This window comes from Gemmatimonas sp. (assembly GCF_021298855.1).
Lineage (GTDB): Bacteria > Gemmatimonadota > Gemmatimonadetes > Gemmatimonadales > Gemmatimonadaceae > Gemmatimonas.
This window is the reverse complement of record NZ_JAJTHI010000006.1, coordinates 107,949-124,450: the sequence shown is the minus strand read 5'-3', so window position 1 is coordinate 124,450 and position 16,502 is coordinate 107,949. Positions and strand designations below refer to the sequence as shown.

The following is a 16,502-nucleotide window of genomic DNA, read 5'->3' as shown; positions in this document are numbered from 1 at the left end:
TGCTCACGGTGGTCACGGTGCTCAACAAGCTCGTGGACAAGCATCTGCTCACGCGGGGCAAGATCGACGGGCTGCTGCACTACACGGCCGCGCTGTCGCCCGCCGAGTTCGAGGAGTACGCGTCGCGCCGGCTGGTGGAGGGAGTCATCGACTTCGCGCCGCAGCGGCTGGCGGCCTGTTTCGTGGACGTGCTCGCGCAGCGCGACCCCGCGCAGCTGGAGCAGCTGGCGAGGCTGGTGGAGGAGGCGCGGCGGCGCCGTGACGGAGCGTGACGAACCGTGACTGATTCGGCACGCCCGTGGCTGCGCGCGGGCACGGTGCATGGAGAGCGTCGCTATCAGCGGCTGCTCGTCATTGGCCTCGCGGCCATTCTGCTGTTGTCGCTGGTGCCGGTGGTGGGCACGCACGTGCTGGGGCTGGCCGACCGTCCGCTGTCGGGGAGTGATCACTTCGGGGTGATGTGTCTCATTGCCCTGCACGAGCTGCTGGCCCCGGTGCACCAGCTGCTGCACGTGCTGGTGGTGGTGGGGGGAGCCTGGGCGCTGTGGGATCTCGCGCAGCGTGCGTGGCAGACGCGGCGCGTGCTGCAGGGGTTGCCGATGCGCCGCCTCTCGGCGGCCGAGGCAATGGTAGCGGCGCAGGCCGGTTTGCCGGCGGCCGCGGTGCACGTGGTGCACGGGCTCCCCATTCCGGCGTTCACTGCTGGCCACGGGCTGCGTCCGCGCGTGTACGTGGCCCACGCACTGCTGCAGGGGGCGGAGGCGCTCCCGGCGGAGGAGCTGACGGCGGTGCTGGCGCACGAAGCGGCGCATGTGCGCCGCCGCGATCCGCTGCGGTTCCTGCTGCTGCGCACGCTCGCGCGTGCGCTGTTCTGGGTGCCGGCGGTGCGTGCGGTCTCGGAGGATATTGCCGATGAAGCCGAGGTGATTGCCGACGATGCAGCGAGTGCGGTGGCGGGCCCCATCGCGGTGGCGAGCGCGCTGGTGAAGCTGGGCGCGTGGCCACCGCCCGAGGCGCCGGTGGCCGGGCCGCTGGCGGTGGTGGGCTTTCTGCGGCGCGATCTGTTGGACCGCCGAGTGCGCCGGCTGCTGGGCGAAGCGTATCGCCCGCAGGGCCGGCTGACGACGCGCGCGGTTGTGGTGGCGCTGCTCATGCTGTCGGTGAGCACGCTGTCGGGAATCGTGGACGTGCACGACCTGCCGGCAGCGGCGGGGCATCCGGCGTCACATCAGCATTGCGAGCACGACGGCGTGTTCGCGGCGGCGCATCTGTTCTGTCGCTGGCAGGTGAAGGGCCCGCTGCTGCCGCCCGGGGCCAGCGATTGCCCGCACCGGCACGCCTAGGCGGGAGACTTCCCGCCCGTCTGCAGGAAGCTCACGAAGTCGTCCGGCAGGCCGGCAGCACGCACGCCGGCCACGGTGGCCTCGATGGCGTAGGGCACGCGCACGAACTCCACGGCGGTGGCCGACGCGCCGAAGGTCACGCGCACATACCCGGCCCGCCAGTCGCCGTCCTTGGGGCGCCCCACGCTGCCGGTGTTCACGAAGTGGATGTCATCCACCTGGCGATGCCACGGCTTGTGGGTGTGCCCGAACGCCAGCATGTCACCGGCCTTGAGCCCCACGCTGGCCGCCATCTTGCGACAGAAGTCATCGGGGCGGTCTTCGGTGAAGTACACGGTGTTGAGCGTTGGCGTGCCGTGCACGAGCACCAGGCGTGGGCCTGACGCATGTCCGCCCAGCGGGCGCAGATCGAGCGAGAAGGGGAGCCCGGCCAGATACCGCTTCGTAGCGGGGGACACGGCGCCGCGCGTGAACTCGTAGCTGATATGCGCGAGCTCCTCCTGCCGCACACTCTCCGACTTGCAGCCGCAGTGCCTGTAGTCGGTGGCCACCGTGGAATCGTAGTTGCCCGCAATCCCCGCAATGGCGCGGGCGCGCAGCCGTTCGACCACCTCGTTGGGGGTGCTGGAGTAGCCCACCAGATCACCGAGGTGGTACACGGCGTCCACGTCGCCGCGCGCGTCGATGTCGGCGAGCACGGCATCGAGCGCCTGCACGTTGGCGTGAATGTCGGAGATCAGAGCGTAGCGCATCGTCAGGGCGCGGCGAGGCTGGCGTGGGCCGGCGTGGGCGCCGGCTTCGTGGCGCGCACGAAGGCCGCCATGAACTTGCCGTCGATGGCCGCGAGGTTGGCCTCGACATTGATGCCGGACTCCTGCAGAAACGCCCGCGCATCCTCGCTCCGGTAGAGGCGCGTGGGTTCGATGTCGATGTCCGTGAAGCCGCTCTCCGCGAGCAGCGTGCGGAACTCCTGCTCCTCGAGCGCGCCGGCCACGCAGCCCACCCACAGCTCCATGGAGCGCCGCACATCGGCCGGCACCGCGCCGCGCACCACCACGTCGCTCACCGCGAAACGGCCACCGGGCTTGAGCACACGGAACGCCTCGGCCAGTACGCGCCGCTTGTCGCCCGACAGGTTGATGACGCAATTGGAGATGATCACATCCACGCTGTTCGACGGCAGCGGGATCTCCTCGATGCGGCCGCGCAGGAACTCCACGTTGCCGACACCCGCTTCGGCGGCGTTGCGCCGGGCGAGGGCCAGCATGTCGTCGGTCATGTCGAGACCGAACGCCTTGCCGGTGGGGCCCACGCGGCGCGCCGAGAGCAGGACGTCGATGCCGCCACCGGAGCCGAGGTCGAGCACGACTTCGCCTTCCCGCAGTTCGGCGAGCGCGGTGGGATTGCCGCAGCCCAGCGAGGCGAGCACCGCAGCGTTGGGCAGCTCGTCGGTTTCGCCGTTCACGTAGAGGTTGGACGTGATGGGATCGACCGTGCCGTTGAAGGCGGCGCCGCCGCAGCAGGAGTTGACCGGGCCGCAGCAGCTCGCGGCCGCGGCATCGGCGGTGTCCTGCGGTGCCAGCTCGAGTACGCGGCGCGCGGCCTCGCCGTACTTCTCGCGAACGATGGTGGTGACGTCGGGGGTGGTGGACGACATGGTCGCTCCGGACTGGGGGTGGCCTTTCAGCAACACGTGGTTGATGGATCTGGCCCGGGAAACGGCGTGCCGAGGACCCGGACGAGCTCCTGGACCTCGGCGAGGGTGTCGACGGACAGCTTGTAGTAGGACCAGCGCCCGGCCTTGCGGTCGCTCACGAGCCCGGCCTCACGCAGCACCTTGAGGTGGAACGACAGCCGCGACTGCGCCGCCTCGAGCGCGTCCTGCAAGTCGCACACGCACCGCTCGCCGTCGCGCAGCATGTCCAGGATCTCCAGCCGCGTCTCGTCGGAGAGCGCGTGGAAGAGCTGGGCCGCGCGTGTCACATCGATGATGTCGGCGTCTGCCATGCTTGCACAATACATCAATTTTTACTGATACGTCAAGACCTGCGACTCCGCGGTCGCGGCGCGACTCAGAAGGTCACCGCCAGCGAGGTCACCGCAAAGCCGCCCTCACGCCGCGCCGTTTCCGCGCCGCCGTTCGGGAACAGCGGACGCGCCGCCCGCAGGCCGCGCAGCTCCGTACGCCAGAGCGCCCCCGGGACGGCCTGCACATCCACCCCCACCGATGCGCCCGTCCCCTGAAAGGCCGCGTTGGGCACGGACAGCGCCCCCAGGGTGCGAGCCCCCGTGGTGAGAATCACCTGATCCGGATCGGCAAAGCGCTCGAGCCGCGTGACGATCGCCATGGCCGGGCGCACCCGCACCCGCGCCAGCGCCATCCACCCGTACCAGCGGCTCCAGCCCGGCTCGGCAGGGCTCCGACGCTGCATGCCCACATCGGCCTCCCCCACCAGTGTCCAGCGACCACGCGTGACGTTGGCGCCCACCCCGTTGAAGAGACGCAGCCGACTACCCGCTTCCTCGCTCGCCAGGTTGTAGTAGCTCAGCGTGGTGGTGTGCCCCAGGTGGCGCGAGGCGGGCGTCCAGTCCACGCGCACCCCGGCGCCCTTCCCCTGGTTGTTTTCCGAAATGGTCTGCCAGCCGTTCACCACATCGAGGCGCACCGCCAGCGCCGCGGTGGGCTGGTGCACCACGCGAACGCCGGTGCTGTAGTACGGCGAATAGTCGGCCACGAGCGAGCGGGTGTAGGAGGGGTTGTCGCGACTGATCCACCCTTCCATGCCCATGTTCGAGAAGAAGATGCCGCCGTCCACCCAGGTGCGCGGTCCGATTCGCACGCCGCCGAATGCCTCCTGCAGGAACTGCTGCACGCCGGGGCCGCTCACCCGTCCCGTTGTGGGTTCGCCCGCATAGTTGGCCTGGACGCTGGTGCCGAACTGCAGCGCCAGCCGACCGCGATGCCGTGGCGCCTCGAGCGTGGCGTCGATGAACGCGAGGTTCACGTTGAATTCGTTGTGGCGGGCCGGCTGGGTGCCGAAGAGGGCGCCGCCCGCAAACGACCGGTCGCGCGACGGCGGGCGTCCGATGTCCCAGGCGTAGTAACCGTCCACGAAGCCACCCACGCGCACGCGGCGGGCCGTATCGCCCACCGTGGGCGCCGGCGACTGCGCGCCGGCCACGGTGGCCAGCCCCACGGTGGCCAGCGCCAGCCTAGCCGTCGCGATGGTGGTAGCCCCCTGCCGCGCCACGCTGATCAAGGCGTTCTGTCTCATGACCAGACGTTCGCGCCCACAGTGCTGGCAGACAAGCGCGACGGTGGTCAGGAAAGTACAAAGACGACGCGGGGGCGAACCTGGCGCCCGCCGATTCGCCAATCTGGAACGGGCCGGCTCGCCACTTCCGAGTTCCGCGAGGCGTGGATGGCGCACGTTCGAGGGTAACAGTGCACATTCGAGGGCATGTCCCGTTCACTTGCGTTCCGCCCGCTGCTGCTGACGCCCCTCTGGGCGCTACTCGCCGCCGCCCGCCCGCTCCCTCACGAGGTGTGGGCCGGCACTGCCATGGCCACGGACGGCAGCGCCATGCGCGGCGATCTCGAGATGTTTGCCGGCAAGGCGCCCGGCACAACCTTCGTCGAGTTGGCGCAGCGCAACGACACCCCCGGCGCCAGGCGCACGTGGCGGGTGCGACACGGCACGTGCGCGAAGCCCGGGATGGTGTTCGGCGACTCCGCCGCCTACCCCGTCATTCGCATCGGCACGGACGGCAAGGGGATCGGCGCGGTGACGCTGCGCCTCGCCATGCCCGACACCGGAGACTTCCATGTGGCCGTCGCCGCATCACCACGCGACGCCCGTCGCGTGGCGTGCGGCGATCTCGTGCTCGAGGATTAGCTACTTCCCGGCCGCCGCGGCCGCCGCCACCGAGTCCGCTCGCGCGTCCTCGATGGCTTCCTTGGCGAGTTCCTGCTTCAGCCGACCCATCTGCGTGAGACCGATGCGACGACCGATCCCCGTGGGATCGATGCCGTACTCGGCCGGCAGCACGGCGGTCACCACCAGCACCACCGCGATCACCACGGCCATGACCGACGCGCGCCGCAGCGACGCGAGGCTCGGCCCCTCGGGGATTGGCGACGGCGTTTTCATCACATCTTCTTGAGCGCGGAGAACTGCCCGCTCGCCTTCACCGTCACGGTGACCGGCTGCTCGCCGGTGTTGCGCCACGACCAGCCGTGCACCCCATCGAATACCGCTTCGATGCTCCCCTTCTCGCCCTTCGACGAGCCGCGCTGGTAGATGTGCGCCTTCACGCTGGGATCGGTGGGCACTTCAGCGTGCAGGTTGTACCCCACCGCCGCGCCGTTCGTGGCCCACTCGAAGGTGGCCTTCTCCCCCTTCTTCATCACGAGCTTCACCTCGATGCGCTTGGCCGGCGCGATGGTCACGGTCATGGAATCGCGCTTCGTCTGCGCAGCCGCAGTCGCCACGACATCGGAGAGCGACGCGACGGGCAGCGCGGCCGGCGACGACATCGAGAGCGACACGGGGACGACGATCAGGCGGGTAAACAGTGCGAACATGACGGGTTCCTAGGCTTGGGTGGTGAAGTAGCCCGTGAGCTGATAGCCCATGAGCAGAAGGCCGGCCACCAGCAACAGCATGTTGGCCGCAAAGCCACCGCGAAGGAACGACGGCGACCGCCGCCAGTAGCTCATCGCGATGAGAACAACCGTGAGCGCGAGCATCTGCCCCACCTCCACGCCCACGTTGAAGGCGAGCAGGTTCGGCACGAGGCCATCCGGGTCCATCTCGAAGTCGAGCAGCTTGGTGGCCAGACCGAAGCCGTGAAAGAGGCCGAACACCAGCGTGGCGGCACGCGGACTGGGCTGCACGCCGAACCACTTCTGCCATGCGCCCACGTTGTCGAGCGCCTTGTACGCCACGGAGAAGCCGATGATGGCGTCGATGAGGTACGGACTGACGCTGACCTTCGTGAGTACCCCGAGGATGAGCGTGCTCGAATGCCCCACCGCGAAGAGCGTGACGTACGTGGCGATGTCGCGCACGCGGTACAGGTAGAAGATCACCCCGCACAGAAACAGGATATGGTCGTACCCCGTGACCATGTGCTTCGCGCCGAGGTAGAGGAACGGCACCAGCCGCACGCCGAACGTCTCCTGGATGTACCCCTTGTCGCCCACGGAAACTCCGTGCGCGAGCAGCGCGCTCGGCAGGGCGACGAGCAGAACGACGACGAGCAGCGGGACCCATCGAGGCAAGCGCGCAGCTGTCATGTCGCGGCCTCCGCGGCCGGCACCACGCGCGCGCCGTACAACCAGTAGAGTGCCGGCAAGACGATCATGTTGAGCCCCGTGGCCGAAATCAGGCCACCGAGAATGACGATGGCCATGGGTGTCTGCAGTTCATTGCCCGGCTCCCCGCCCCCGAACGCGAGGGGGATGAGGGCAAGGCCGGCCGTGAGCGCGGTCATGAGAATGGGCGACAGCCGCTCGAGTGAGCCGCGCGTGATGGCCTCGGCGAACGGCACCCCTTCCGAGAGCAGCTGGCGATAGTGCGCCACGAGCAGGATGCCGTTGCGCGTGGCAATGCCGAAGAGCGTCACGAAGCCAACGAGCGAGGCGATGCTCACCACGCGGCCCGTGAGCAGCACCGCCACCACGCCCCCGATGAGCGCCAGCGGCAGGTTCGCCATCACCAGACCGGCGGTCCGCGCCGAGCCGAACTCGCCGTACAGCAGCAGGAAGATGGCCGCGACCGACAACAGCGAGAGCACCGACAGCGTGCGTGTGGCTTCCGCCTGCGCCTCGAACTGTCCACCGTATTCCACGAAATACCCGGGCGGCAGCATCACCCCCTCGCTCACCGCGCGCTCGATGTCGGCCACGGTGCTGCCAAGGTCCCGCCCCGCAACGTTGGCCTGCACGACGATCTTGCGCTGCACGTTCTCGCGCGAGATGGTGTTGGGTCCCCGGTCAACCGTTACGGTCGCGAGCTGTGACAGCGGGACGTGCTGGCCCGTGGGCGTGTCGAACGAGACCGCCGCAATGGCATCGGCGTTGAGGCGGTACGCCTCCGGGAAACGTACCACCAGATCCACGCTGCGCCCCTCCTCCAGCACCTGCGACACGGCCTCGCCGTTGAGCGCCACATCGATCGCTTCGGCCAGCTGCCCCACGCTCATGCCGTACTGCGCCAGCGCGGCGCGATTGGCCGTGATGCGCAGCTGCGGCACATCCGACTGCTGCTCGAGCTGCAGGTCGGCCACGCCGGGCACACCGGCCATCACGTCACGAATCTGCGTGCCGATCTGCCGCAGCACATACAGATCCGGCCCGAACAGCTTCACCGCGATGTTCGCCCGTGTGCCCGACAGCATGTGGTCGATGCGATGCCCGATGGGCTGGCCAATGGTGACGTTGGTGCCGGGGATGGTCGTGAACTCGTTGCGAAGCTCCTCGAAGAGCGCCTCCTTGTCGGCATCGTCGCGCAGCGTGACGTCGATCTCGGCGGCGTTCACCCCCTGCGCGTGCTCGTCGAGCTCGGCCCGCCCCTGCCGACGATCCGTGTTGATGACCGCCGGCTTGGACTTGAGGATCTGCTCGACGCGCAGACCAATCGCGTTCGACTCCTCGAGCGACGTGCCGGGAACGGTGACCACGGAGACCGTAAGCGCCCCTTCGTTGAACTCGGGCAGGAACGCCGAGCCCAGCAGGGGGACGGCCGCCATGCTCAGGACGAGGGCCATGGCCGCGCCGGCGAGCACCCGCTTGGGGTGCGCCAGCACCGGGGCAAGCACACCGGCATACCGCGCCTTGAGCCACACCACGAGACGGCTTTCCTCTTCGCGCTTCACCGCCGTGGAGTTCGGCAGCAGGTATGCGCACAGCACCGGCGTGACGGTTACCGCCACCAGGAGCGATGCGAGAATCGACACCACATAGGCAAAGCCGAGCGGGCGCAACAGGCGCCCTTCCACGCCCCCCAGGAAGAAGAGCGGCAGAAACACCACGATGATGATGAGCGTGGCGTTCACGATGCTGGCCCGGATCTCCTTCGACGCGTCGTAGACCACGCGCAACGCCGGGCGCTGTTCCGCAGGCGGGCGACGATGATTCTCCTTGAGACGCCGGAAGACATTCTCCACGTCGATGATGGCATCATCCACCAGTGCGCCGATGGCGATGGCCATGCCACCCAGCGTCATGGTGTTGATGCTGATGCCAAGCAGCTGCATGGCGAAGATGGCCACCACGAGCGACAGGGGGATGGCCACGATGGAGATGGCCGTCGCGCGCAGGTTCCACAGGAAGAGAAACAGCACGATCACCACCAGCACGGCACCGTCTCGCAGCGCCTTCACCACGTTGTCCACCGCCACGCGAATGAAGCTGGCCTGCCGGAACAGCTCCGTGTGCACCTGCATGCCGGCAGGCAGCGTGGCCTGCACGGCGGCCAGTTCGCGCTCGATGCGCGCCGTGAGCTCCAGCGTGTTCGCGCCGGGCTGTTTCTGCACCGCGAGCACCACGCCCGGCTGGGCATTCACACTGCCGTCACCGAACTTGGGCGCCGTGCCCACGGTGATGTCGGCCACCTGCCCCAGCGTGACCGGCGTGCCACCGCGCACGGCGACCACCGTACTGGCGATGTCGGCCACCGACTGCACGCGGCCGATGCCGCGGATCACGTACTCCTGGCCGCGATCCATGTACACGCCGCCCGAGGCATTCGCATTCGAGCCGCGGGCCGCGCGCACGACCTGCTCGAGTGAGACGCCGGCCATCATCATGCGCGCCGGGTCGGCGAGCACCTGGTACTGCTTCACGGCCCCACCAATGGGGATGACCTGGGCCACCCCCGGCACCGCCAGCAGGCGGCGCCGAATCGTCCAATCGGCCACCGTGCGCAGCTCCGTGGGCGACTGCGGGCCCGTGAGCCCGATCATGAGGATCTCTCCCATCACGCTCGACACCGGGGCGAGCACCGGCGCGGAGATCCCCGCAGGCAGCGCCGCCGCCACCGTCTGCAGCTTCTCGGCCACGATCTGCCGCGCGCGGAAGATGTCGGTGCCCCAATCGAACTCGACCCACACCACCGAAATGCCCTGCGCCGTGGACGAGCGCACCCTGCGCACACCCGTGGCCCCGTTCACCGAGGTCTCGATGGGGAACGTCACCAGCGCCTCGACCTCCTCGGGCGCCATGCCGTGCGCCTCGGTGAGCACCGTGACCGTGGGCGCCGTGAGATCGGGGAACACATCCACCGGCATGCGCCACGCGGTGTAGGCCCCACCGATCAGCATGAGCACGGACACGGCGAGCACGATGACGCGATTGGCCAGCGCCCACGCGATCAAGCGATTCAACATGCGCGCCTCAATGCTCGTGACCGTGCGCCGGCACGGCCGTGGAGAGCGACGCCAGTCGCACCTGATACGCGGCGCCCGTCACCACCCGCTCACCAGCCTGTATGCCGCGGCGCACCAGCACGAGCCCCCCGGCGCGAGGCCCCAGCTCGAGCGTGCGCCGCTCGAACGTCTCGCCTTCCAGCTGTACGTACGCGATGGGACGTCCATCCTCATCGAGCACGGCCGATGCCGGCATGGTCACGCCGGCTTCGCGCTGCCCGGTCCGCACCGACACCCGTGCCGCAGCCCCCACCTTGAGCGTGCCGTCGGTATTGGCCACCTCGAGCAGCAAGGGCACCGACCGCGACAGGCTGTCGATCACGCTGCCGAGTGAGACGACGCGACGCGCCACGTAGACGCGCTCCGAGCCTTCCACCAGAAACTCCACGCCGGCGGTGCGCGACACGTTGGCCGCCTGCGCCGCCGGCACATTCACGCGCAGCCACACGACCGAGGGGTCGACGACGGTGAAGAGCAGCGTTCCCGCCTCCACGCGGCTGCCGGGGGTGACGCGGCGGTCGGCGATCACGCCGGCCACGGGCGACCGCACCGCCACGCGTCCGCTCGCGGAGAGCTCGCCTCCGCCGTACCCGGCCAGTGCTTCGCGCGCGGCCGCGAGGCGAATCTCGGCCTCGTGCACCCGCCGCTGCGGGACGGCTTCCACGGCATACAGGCGCACGGCCCGCGCGTGCTCATCCTCCGCCTCGCGCAGTCGGGCGCGCGCTTCGGCGTAGGCGGCGCTGCCCGCGTCGCCCAGCGACGGCGCGAGCAGTGCCAAGGTCTGCCCGCGTGATACGCGCATGCCGGGCGCAGGGGCATTGGCCACCCCCGACGCATCCACGAGTCCCGCAATGGGTGCGCTCACCTGTGCGAAACGTCCCGCGGCGGCTTCGATCACCCCGGGCGCCTCGAAGGAGCCCGCAAGCTCACCCGCCGTGGCAAAGGCCGAGCGGAAGCCCGGCGTCTTCCACGCCTGCTCCTTGAGGAAGGAGATACCACTCTCGGCGCCGCCGGAGTCGCGCGGCGCGGCCGCCGCGTTCGCGTACACGGTGAGCCCCGGCACGACGATGCTGTCGCGCGCCTGCGGGCTCTCCACGCGAATCACCAGATCGTAGACCCCGGCCGCGGTGAAGGTGGGGCTGGGGCCGTAGATGCCCGGCGCGCGCGGGGTGTCCTGTACCACCACCAGGGGCGCGCCGCCGCCGCGCGGCATGAAGGTGAGGGTGATGCGGCCGCTGCGCAGGGGCGCGAAGTCGGTGAGGTCGGTGAGGTGCACCGCGAACTTGTCGGGCGCGCCCACGATCAGCGCGGGATGCTCCATGAAGAGCTCCGTGCTGTCGGTCCACAAGGTGATGGCGCCGCCGGCCGGTTCGTCGGCGGTCGCCGCGTCGTTGTCGGCGGGCTTCGTACCACCACAGGCGGCCGCGCCCACGACGGCGAAGGCCAGGAAGAGAATGCGGCCGGTCATCGGGTCGAGTCGGTGGAGGAAAAGAGCGAGAGGCCAACCGCGCGCGCGAGCTCCGCGCGGCGCAGGACGATGTTCGTCGTGAGCGACAGCAGTGCGAGTTCCGTTTCCTGCCAGGCGCGTACCGCTTCCAGCCACTCGGTGAGGGTGATCTCCCCTTCGGCGTAGGCCGCCTGCACGGCGCGCAGCGCCAGTCGCGATTCGGCGCCGGTGAACGGCTGCAGCACCGCGCGCTCCGCTTCGGCGCTGCGCAGGCTGCTGAGGGCGTCGAGCACTTCGCGCGTGATCCGACGCTGCACGGCATCGGCCTCGGCGTTGATCTGGCGCGCGGTGGCGTCGGCGGCGGCCACCGCCCCGCCGCGCCGGTCGAGCAGCGGCAACGGTACGGTGAAGCCGGCAACGAAGCCGTACAGCGAGACCCCCGCGGCGTTGGCGCCACTCTGCACGTGCTCCCCCTTGTAGCCCGCCGAGATGGCCGGCAGGGGAAGCCGTTCGCGTGCCGCGAGTCGTGCATCGGCGAGCCCTGCCTGCGCATCGCGCTGCGCACCAAGCAGGTCGGCGCGCGTCGCGAGCGCCCGTGCCACCAGCGAGTCGGCGTGGTTGGCCGTCAGCGCGAGCGGCACCGTCGCGCGCGCGAGCACCGTGTCCAGCAGGGCACCAAAGGCGGTTCCCGTGCTGTCCGCGGTGGCCAGGGTGGGGACGGCCACCCGTTCTGCCGGTACTCCGGTCAACAGCGCCAGCCGCTCCCGTGTGGCGCGGGCCTGCACGACCACGTCCGCCAGGCGCGCGGCGTAGCGTCCCTCCTCGAGACGCAGTCGACGGCCCGCATACCCCGCCACGTCGCCGGCACGTACCCGTTCGTCGCTCACGCGGCGGGCCTCGCTGGCCGTGCGATACGCACCATCGAGCAGCTGCACGCGGTGCGCCGCGCTCATGGCGTCGATGTAGGCGCGCACCAGCTCCGCGTCGAGCGCATGTCGCGCCGCCGCGAGACGCGCCTCGGCGGCCTCCCGCCGAAAGCGCGCGGCAGCCACGCGGGCGGAACGTTGCCCTGCCAGATCTACGGGCCACTCGATCTGCGCGATGTCCTGCGCGTTGGCCTGACGACCGCGTGAGGTCTGTTCACGCCCGTAGGCGAGGACGGGATTGGCAAGCGCGGCAGCCTGGCGCTCGCGGCCCGCGGCGGCGGCGACCGCTTCCTGCGCGACGCGCACGGCGGGATCGAGCCGCAGGGCGGCGGCGCGCGCGTCGCGTAGCGAGAGCAGGGTGGCGGGGGAGCGGGCGGCCGCGCTGTCCTGTGCCGGCAGCAGCGACGTTTGGAGCCCCACACAGAGGAGCGCTGCGGCAGGGACATGCCGGCGCCAGATCAACGACGAGACCACGAGCACGAAGGGCTGACGTTCCCGAGGGCAGGGCGACACCGGCCGTATGCACGAGCCGCGTCCCTCGGGGGGCGGTCACGCAGGGCGCGACCGTGTACGCGTCACGCGGGCGTGCGCGGTGGGCGCACGACGCGTGGCGTCGACGTCAGCAGGTCGGAGGGGCTCGCAGAGCGGGCGGAGGCCCCGTATCGGGGGCGGGGCGCGCGAGGGCGACCGTGTCCCATCGCGTCAACGGCGGCTGCGCGTGTACCGCCAGTGGCAGCACACGCGCGGGTGGGACACAGGTCACCGGCACCGATGCCGCGTCATCGCCGACCTCCGCCCTGCCCCCAGCGACCGGCTCAAGACGGGCGTGATGATGCGAATGCCCGTCGTGGTCGCGGTCGTGCGCGAGGTCGTGGTCGCGGTCGTGGTCGTGGTCGTGGTCGTGGTCGTGGTCGTGGTCGCGGTCGTGGTCGTGGTCGTGGTCGTGGGCCGGCGCTTCGCGGCGTCCGCCATCCACGTGGGCGACGCCATGTGCCTCTGCCTCATGCGCGTGCGCGACCCCGTGCGCCACGGCAACAGCGGGCGACGCGAGGCTGGCCACCAGCGCCAGCAGCAGGATGGTCCAGCGGGACCAGACGGATCGGGACACAGCGGTAATGTACACGGCCGACCGCAGGCGCCGCCCGACCGCTTCGCGTGGGCCCGGAACAGCACCACGGAATCGCGGACTCACGCGGACCCACGCGGAAGAGCTCGCGCCCGGTGACCCGCGCAGCACGCACGCCGCCATCACGCAAGTGACGGTGGCGTTTACGATTGCCCCTCTGGGATCGAACCAGGAACCTTCTGATCCAGAGTCGGTCCGGAAAGTCGGACTTGGGCACCGAATTGCGGTTGCTCCCACGACGCTGGTCGGTTCGGGCAAACGGGCGCTCTGCGCGAACGGATTTCTGACTGAAGCTGGCGGGCAGGGGCGTACGCGCCTCAAGAGTTCCCAGTTGCCTACGAGGTTTGCGGGACAAGCCCCGAGATTCTCTCACGAATTCCCACGAGCACTTTCGGCAGCCGCTGCGCATCAGGGAACGTTCCTTCGAGCACGTCGTCGAACCACGGTGCCCCCAACAGCTTCTGGACGGATTCGGCAATGAACGTGCGCGCGTCCAACGAGAGCGACTGGAGCTCGTACGCGAGTTCGGCGCGACCGGCGACGAGCATCAGGACATCCTCGAGATCGTGGCTACCGAACGGATCGTCGCTACCACGGTCGAAGAACGCCTCCCATTTGGTCGCGAGCAGCGCCACCGGGTGTGCGGCGCGGATTGCAATGCCGTTGGACAGGTCCACGGAGACTGCGGTGTCCATGACCAGTGGATACCACCGGTTGCTGAAGCCGAGGATCTCTCCGTCGAGCGGCATGGCGTCGAGCACGAGCCCATCAGCCATTCGATAACGACAGACCGGAGCCCCTGGTGATTGATCGGGGCGAAATCCGAGTACTTGCAGTCGCTGTGCGAACTGGTGATAGGCCTGTCTGGTGCGGCACTCGACCACGACATCAACGTCGTCGGTCGGGCGCATGCGATGGAGGCCGCGGTCGGAGATGAAGAACGGTATCATCAGACCGCCAACGAATACGACCTCGTTGAGGAGGTCGCCGAGAGCGATGGCCGCGCGCCGAACCTGCTGCGTATTGGGATGATCGAGATGAACGATCATGCTGCCGCACCAAGCCGCTGCCGGAGATGCTCACGGGCCCGCTGGCGCTCGCGCGCGCGCCCGGCGCGTAGTGCGTCCACCAATGCAAGGAGCTCGTACAGTGCCGGATTCCTGATTACGGTGTGCACGGCTCCCGCATACAATGGCTCAAGCGTTTCCCCGCGAACGCGCCCCTCCGCTGAAGGCCACACATAGGCGTCAGCCCCGGTGAAATCGACGGACAGTGGCGGCGCGGCGTGCGCCGTGGGCACACCACGCACCTTGGCCCCAGGCGTGGCCGCAAACGCATACGGAACGCCGCCGAACAGAAACTCGAGCAAGGCCTCCGCCTTCACGGACCGTGAGCCCGCGCGAAGCAGCCGCGCAGCCTGCAGGCGCTGCACGGCGTTATGCGCCTCCCCGTGCGAGATCCCCACGGCCTCGGCCAACGCGCGGTACGGTGCGTCGGGGGTCAGCCACAATTGAAGGGCGACGGCCACATCAGCGGGCTTGAGCGGCACCATTGGCTCCTTGTCCAGTGTTCATGAACACTGGACACATCGGCACACGGTGTCAACGGGCAACCAGGAAGAGACTTGCATTCCTGTCGGTCGTGAACGAGGAATCCCGTCCATTGGCCTGGCTAAACACAAACGCCGCCATCACTCGTAAGTGACGGCTGCGCTTGCAATTGCCCCTCCTGGGATCGAACCAGGAACCTTCTGATCCAGAGTCGACTGGTACGCGCAGTTTTGCCGCCGAAGTTGGCAATTCTCACGAACGACTTGGCATTTCTACCAAGAAGAGCCCGACCCGAGTACACAGAATCTTTCACATGTCGGGGTCCAGCTGGGTGACCGACCACGGCCTCCCAATCGCGAATCACCTGCCAGAAGGGGCCGAACGGCTCTGGGCGCCTGGAGCTCATATCCCTCTGCGACCAGCACGGCTAGGCGGTTTCACGGAGCAATGGCGCGACGGCCTCATTGATGCGCGCCAGCTCCTCCCGGAGCGCTTCGGCCTTCCCGCCGCCCACCGCCTCCTCGAACCGGCGCTGCGCACGCCCCCACAGAGGGTGGGCCTCTTTCCGCTTCGCGCGACCCGCCGCGGTCAGGGAAATCACGCGTTGCCGCCGATCCTTCCCTGTGGCCATCTCCAGCCAGCCCTCCCTCTCCAGCGGCTGAAGATTGCGGGTGAGTGTGGTGCGATCCACCAGCATATGCTGAGCGAGCGCGTGGACGGTCAACGGTCCCTCACGCGCCAAGATCGTCAGCATGGAGAACTGCGTCGTTTTGAGTCCACTCGGCGCGAGTTCGGCGTCATACAACTGCCCGACGAGCCGCATCGTTTGCCGCAGCGCGAGATGGTTGCAGAGAGTTCGAGACATTGAGGAACAGTGGTGTCAGGAGGTCCGCGCCGCTACGGCTTGCTTTATGTGTACCTACACTGAATATTCAACGTGTCGTCTCCGAGCGTGAATCCCACGCAACAACAAGCGCTACTCGCGAGAGAGCACGGAATAGCATGCTGACAGACTTCGACCTGCGCGTTCGCGGCGCACTCACGCGCGAGATCGCCGCCCGTGGCTATGCGCCGTCAAACGCCGAGTTGGCAGCATTGCTGACATGCTCCGCCGCAGACGTCGAACGCGGATTGCGCGCGCTCCACAACGCCCACGCGTTGCTGCTCCATCCGAACACGACGCGACCGTGGGCCGTCCCTCCGTTCGCCCTGTCGCCCGGCTCGTGCTGGGTCGAAATCGGTGAGCGCGGTTGGTGGGCCAACTGCCTCTACTGTGGTCTCGGCATCGCCGCCGCCGTGGGCGCCGACGCAGACATCTCCACCCGACTGGGTGGCGAGCGCGAACCCGTAGTCGTGCACGTACGCTCTGGTGAGGTGCTCGAGCGAGCGCTGCTTTTCCACCTGTCCACGCCGCCGCGCCATTGGTGGGACAACGTGATTCATGCGTGCGCGAGCTTTCAGCCGTTTCGCACGGAGCGGGAAGTGGACGACTGGTGTGTCCGACATGCGTTACCGAAGGGAGCGGTCGTTCCACTGCCGCAGATGTGGGCGTTCGCCCGCGAGTGGTACGGCGACTATGTGCGTGCGCCGTGGCGGAAGCGCTCCGCGGACGAAATCGCCGGCGTCTTTCAGCGTCACGGGTTCACGTCGCCATTCTGGAGCTTGGCGTAGCGCTATATT

General features: G+C 68.9%; 18 protein-coding genes. 5 read left to right on the top strand and 13 right to left on the bottom strand.

Annotated features, from left to right (window positions below):
- Both LW840_RS02690 and LW840_RS02685 read left to right on the top strand, forming a co-directional pair.
- The coding region (locus LW840_RS02690; RefSeq protein ID WP_291276369.1) for a BlaI/MecI/CopY family transcriptional regulator at nt 1-272 on the top strand (272 nt) is incomplete at its 5' end.
- Between the two features lie 6 nt (nt 273-278).
- Nucleotides 279-1,343 (top strand): M56 family metallopeptidase, encoded by a 1,065-nt coding sequence (locus LW840_RS02685; protein WP_291276368.1) that lies wholly within the window; start codon nt 279-281, stop codon nt 1,341-1,343.
- Here the strand turns inward: LW840_RS02685 and LW840_RS02680 are convergent.
- The 4 genes from LW840_RS02680 to LW840_RS02665 form a co-directional block, all read right to left on the bottom strand.
- Complete coding sequence (locus LW840_RS02680) at nt 1,340-2,095, bottom strand: metallophosphoesterase family protein (RefSeq protein ID WP_291276367.1); 756 nt, start codon at nt 2,093-2,095, stop codon at nt 1,340-1,342. The two genes, LW840_RS02685 and LW840_RS02680, sit on opposite strands and share 4 nt — an antisense overlap.
- A 2-nt stretch (nt 2,096-2,097) precedes the next feature.
- Entirely contained in the window at nt 2,098-3,000 is a 903-nt protein-coding gene (locus LW840_RS02675; protein WP_291266819.1) for an arsenite methyltransferase, read from the bottom strand.
- Nucleotides 3,001-3,026: 26 nt separating this feature from the next.
- Nucleotides 3,027-3,350 (bottom strand): metalloregulator ArsR/SmtB family transcription factor, encoded by a 324-nt coding sequence (locus LW840_RS02670; protein WP_291261991.1) that lies wholly within the window; start codon nt 3,348-3,350, stop codon nt 3,027-3,029.
- Between the two features lie 65 nt (nt 3,351-3,415).
- Nucleotides 3,416-4,618 (bottom strand): outer membrane beta-barrel protein, encoded by a 1,203-nt coding sequence (locus LW840_RS02665; RefSeq protein WP_291269930.1) that lies wholly within the window; start codon nt 4,616-4,618, stop codon nt 3,416-3,418.
- A gap of 186 nt (nt 4,619-4,804) precedes the next feature.
- Here LW840_RS02665 and LW840_RS02660 point away from each other — a divergent pair, with 186 nt between their 5' ends.
- Nucleotides 4,805-5,239 carry a hypothetical protein gene (locus LW840_RS02660; RefSeq protein ID WP_291276366.1) on the top strand — a complete coding sequence of 145 codons (435 nt, stop codon included), beginning with the start codon at nt 4,805-4,807 and terminating at the stop codon, nt 5,237-5,239.
- Here the strand turns inward: LW840_RS02660 and LW840_RS02655 are convergent, their stop codons facing one another.
- The 6 genes from LW840_RS02655 to LW840_RS02630 are packed head-to-tail and all read right to left on the bottom strand — an operon-like array spanning nt 5,240 to nt 12,620.
- Entirely contained in the window at nt 5,240-5,494 is a 255-nt protein-coding gene (locus LW840_RS02655; protein ID WP_291276365.1) for a hypothetical protein, read from the bottom strand.
- The gene (locus LW840_RS02650; protein WP_291267886.1) at nt 5,494-5,928 is read right to left on the bottom strand and encodes a hypothetical protein; all 435 of its coding nucleotides are present in this window, start codon (nt 5,926-5,928) and stop codon (nt 5,494-5,496) included. The genes LW840_RS02655 and LW840_RS02650 overlap by 1 nt, the downstream gene beginning before the upstream one ends.
- Nucleotides 5,929-5,937: 9 nt before the next feature.
- Nucleotides 5,938-6,642, bottom strand: coding sequence for a HupE/UreJ family protein (locus LW840_RS02645; RefSeq protein ID WP_291267885.1), 705 nt, complete (start codon nt 6,640-6,642; stop codon nt 5,938-5,940).
- A complete protein-coding gene (locus LW840_RS02640) occupies nt 6,639-9,734 on the bottom strand; it encodes an efflux RND transporter permease subunit (protein ID WP_291276363.1) in 3,096 nt (1,031 codons plus the stop codon). The genes LW840_RS02645 and LW840_RS02640 overlap by 4 nt, the downstream gene beginning before the upstream one ends.
- A 7-nt stretch (nt 9,735-9,741) precedes the next feature.
- Nucleotides 9,742-11,241: an efflux RND transporter periplasmic adaptor subunit gene (locus LW840_RS02635; protein WP_291276362.1), complete on the bottom strand. Its 1,500-nt coding sequence runs from the start codon at nt 11,239-11,241 to the stop codon at nt 9,742-9,744.
- Nucleotides 11,238-12,620, bottom strand: coding sequence for a TolC family protein (locus LW840_RS02630; RefSeq protein WP_291267882.1), 1,383 nt, complete (start codon nt 12,618-12,620; stop codon nt 11,238-11,240). Before LW840_RS02630 ends, LW840_RS02635 begins: the two co-directional genes overlap by 4 nt.
- A 364-nt stretch (nt 12,621-12,984) precedes the next feature.
- On the opposite strand from LW840_RS02630, the gene LW840_RS02625 reads away from it, so the two are divergent.
- Entirely contained in the window at nt 12,985-13,371 is a 387-nt protein-coding gene (locus LW840_RS02625) for a hypothetical protein (RefSeq protein ID WP_291276361.1), read from the top strand.
- 236 nt (nt 13,372-13,607) lie between these two features.
- Here the strand turns inward: LW840_RS02625 and LW840_RS02620 are convergent, their stop codons facing one another.
- From LW840_RS02620 to LW840_RS02610, 3 genes are all read right to left on the bottom strand, one after another.
- Nucleotides 13,608-14,321, bottom strand: a complete 714-nt coding sequence (locus LW840_RS02620; RefSeq protein ID WP_291276360.1) for a hypothetical protein — start codon at nt 14,319-14,321, stop codon at nt 13,608-13,610.
- The gene (locus LW840_RS02615) at nt 14,318-14,824 is read right to left on the bottom strand and encodes a hypothetical protein (protein ID WP_291276359.1); all 507 of its coding nucleotides are present in this window, start codon (nt 14,822-14,824) and stop codon (nt 14,318-14,320) included. The genes LW840_RS02620 and LW840_RS02615 overlap by 4 nt, the downstream gene beginning before the upstream one ends.
- A gap of 425 nt (nt 14,825-15,249) precedes the next feature.
- The gene (locus LW840_RS02610; protein ID WP_291276358.1) at nt 15,250-15,687 is read right to left on the bottom strand and encodes a MarR family transcriptional regulator; all 438 of its coding nucleotides are present in this window, start codon (nt 15,685-15,687) and stop codon (nt 15,250-15,252) included.
- 137 nt (nt 15,688-15,824) lie between these two features.
- Between LW840_RS02610 and merB the strand changes: the two genes are divergently transcribed.
- On the top strand, nt 15,825-16,493 hold the full coding sequence (gene merB / locus LW840_RS02605; RefSeq protein ID WP_291269926.1) for an organomercurial lyase: 669 nt from the start codon (nt 15,825-15,827) through the stop codon (nt 16,491-16,493).
- The last annotated feature ends 9 nt before the right edge of the window (nt 16,494-16,502 follow it).

Coding starts and splice junctions, on each gene's coding strand:
- LW840_RS02680 (WP_291276367.1), bottom strand. CDS start 2,095: ATGCGCTACGCTCTGATCTCCGACATTCACGCCAACGTGCAGGCGCTC.
- LW840_RS02675 (WP_291266819.1), bottom strand. CDS start 3,000: ATGTCGTCCACCACCCCCGACGTCACCACCATCGTTCGCGAGAAGTAC.
- LW840_RS02670 (WP_291261991.1), bottom strand. CDS start 3,350: ATGGCAGACGCCGACATCATCGATGTGACACGCGCGGCCCAGCTCTTC.
- LW840_RS02665 (WP_291269930.1), bottom strand. CDS start 4,618: ATGAGACAGAACGCCTTGATCAGCGTGGCGCGGCAGGGGGCTACCACC.
- LW840_RS02660 (WP_291276366.1), top strand. CDS start 4,805: ATGTCCCGTTCACTTGCGTTCCGCCCGCTGCTGCTGACGCCCCTCTGG.
- LW840_RS02655 (WP_291276365.1), bottom strand. CDS start 5,494: ATGAAAACGCCGTCGCCAATCCCCGAGGGGCCGAGCCTCGCGTCGCTG.
- LW840_RS02650 (WP_291267886.1), bottom strand. CDS start 5,928: ATGTTCGCACTGTTTACCCGCCTGATCGTCGTCCCCGTGTCGCTCTCG.
- LW840_RS02645 (WP_291267885.1), bottom strand. CDS start 6,642: ATGACAGCTGCGCGCTTGCCTCGATGGGTCCCGCTGCTCGTCGTCGTT.
- LW840_RS02640 (WP_291276363.1), bottom strand. CDS start 9,734: ATGTTGAATCGCTTGATCGCGTGGGCGCTGGCCAATCGCGTCATCGTG.
- LW840_RS02635 (WP_291276362.1), bottom strand. CDS start 11,241: ATGACCGGCCGCATTCTCTTCCTGGCCTTCGCCGTCGTGGGCGCGGCC.
- LW840_RS02625 (WP_291276361.1), top strand. CDS start 12,985: ATGCCCGTCGTGGTCGCGGTCGTGCGCGAGGTCGTGGTCGCGGTCGTG.
- LW840_RS02620 (WP_291276360.1), bottom strand. CDS start 14,321: ATGATCGTTCATCTCGATCATCCCAATACGCAGCAGGTTCGGCGCGCG.
- LW840_RS02615 (WP_291276359.1), bottom strand. CDS start 14,824: ATGGTGCCGCTCAAGCCCGCTGATGTGGCCGTCGCCCTTCAATTGTGG.
- LW840_RS02610 (WP_291276358.1), bottom strand. CDS start 15,687: ATGTCTCGAACTCTCTGCAACCATCTCGCGCTGCGGCAAACGATGCGG.
- merB (WP_291269926.1), top strand. CDS start 15,825: ATGCTGACAGACTTCGACCTGCGCGTTCGCGGCGCACTCACGCGCGAG.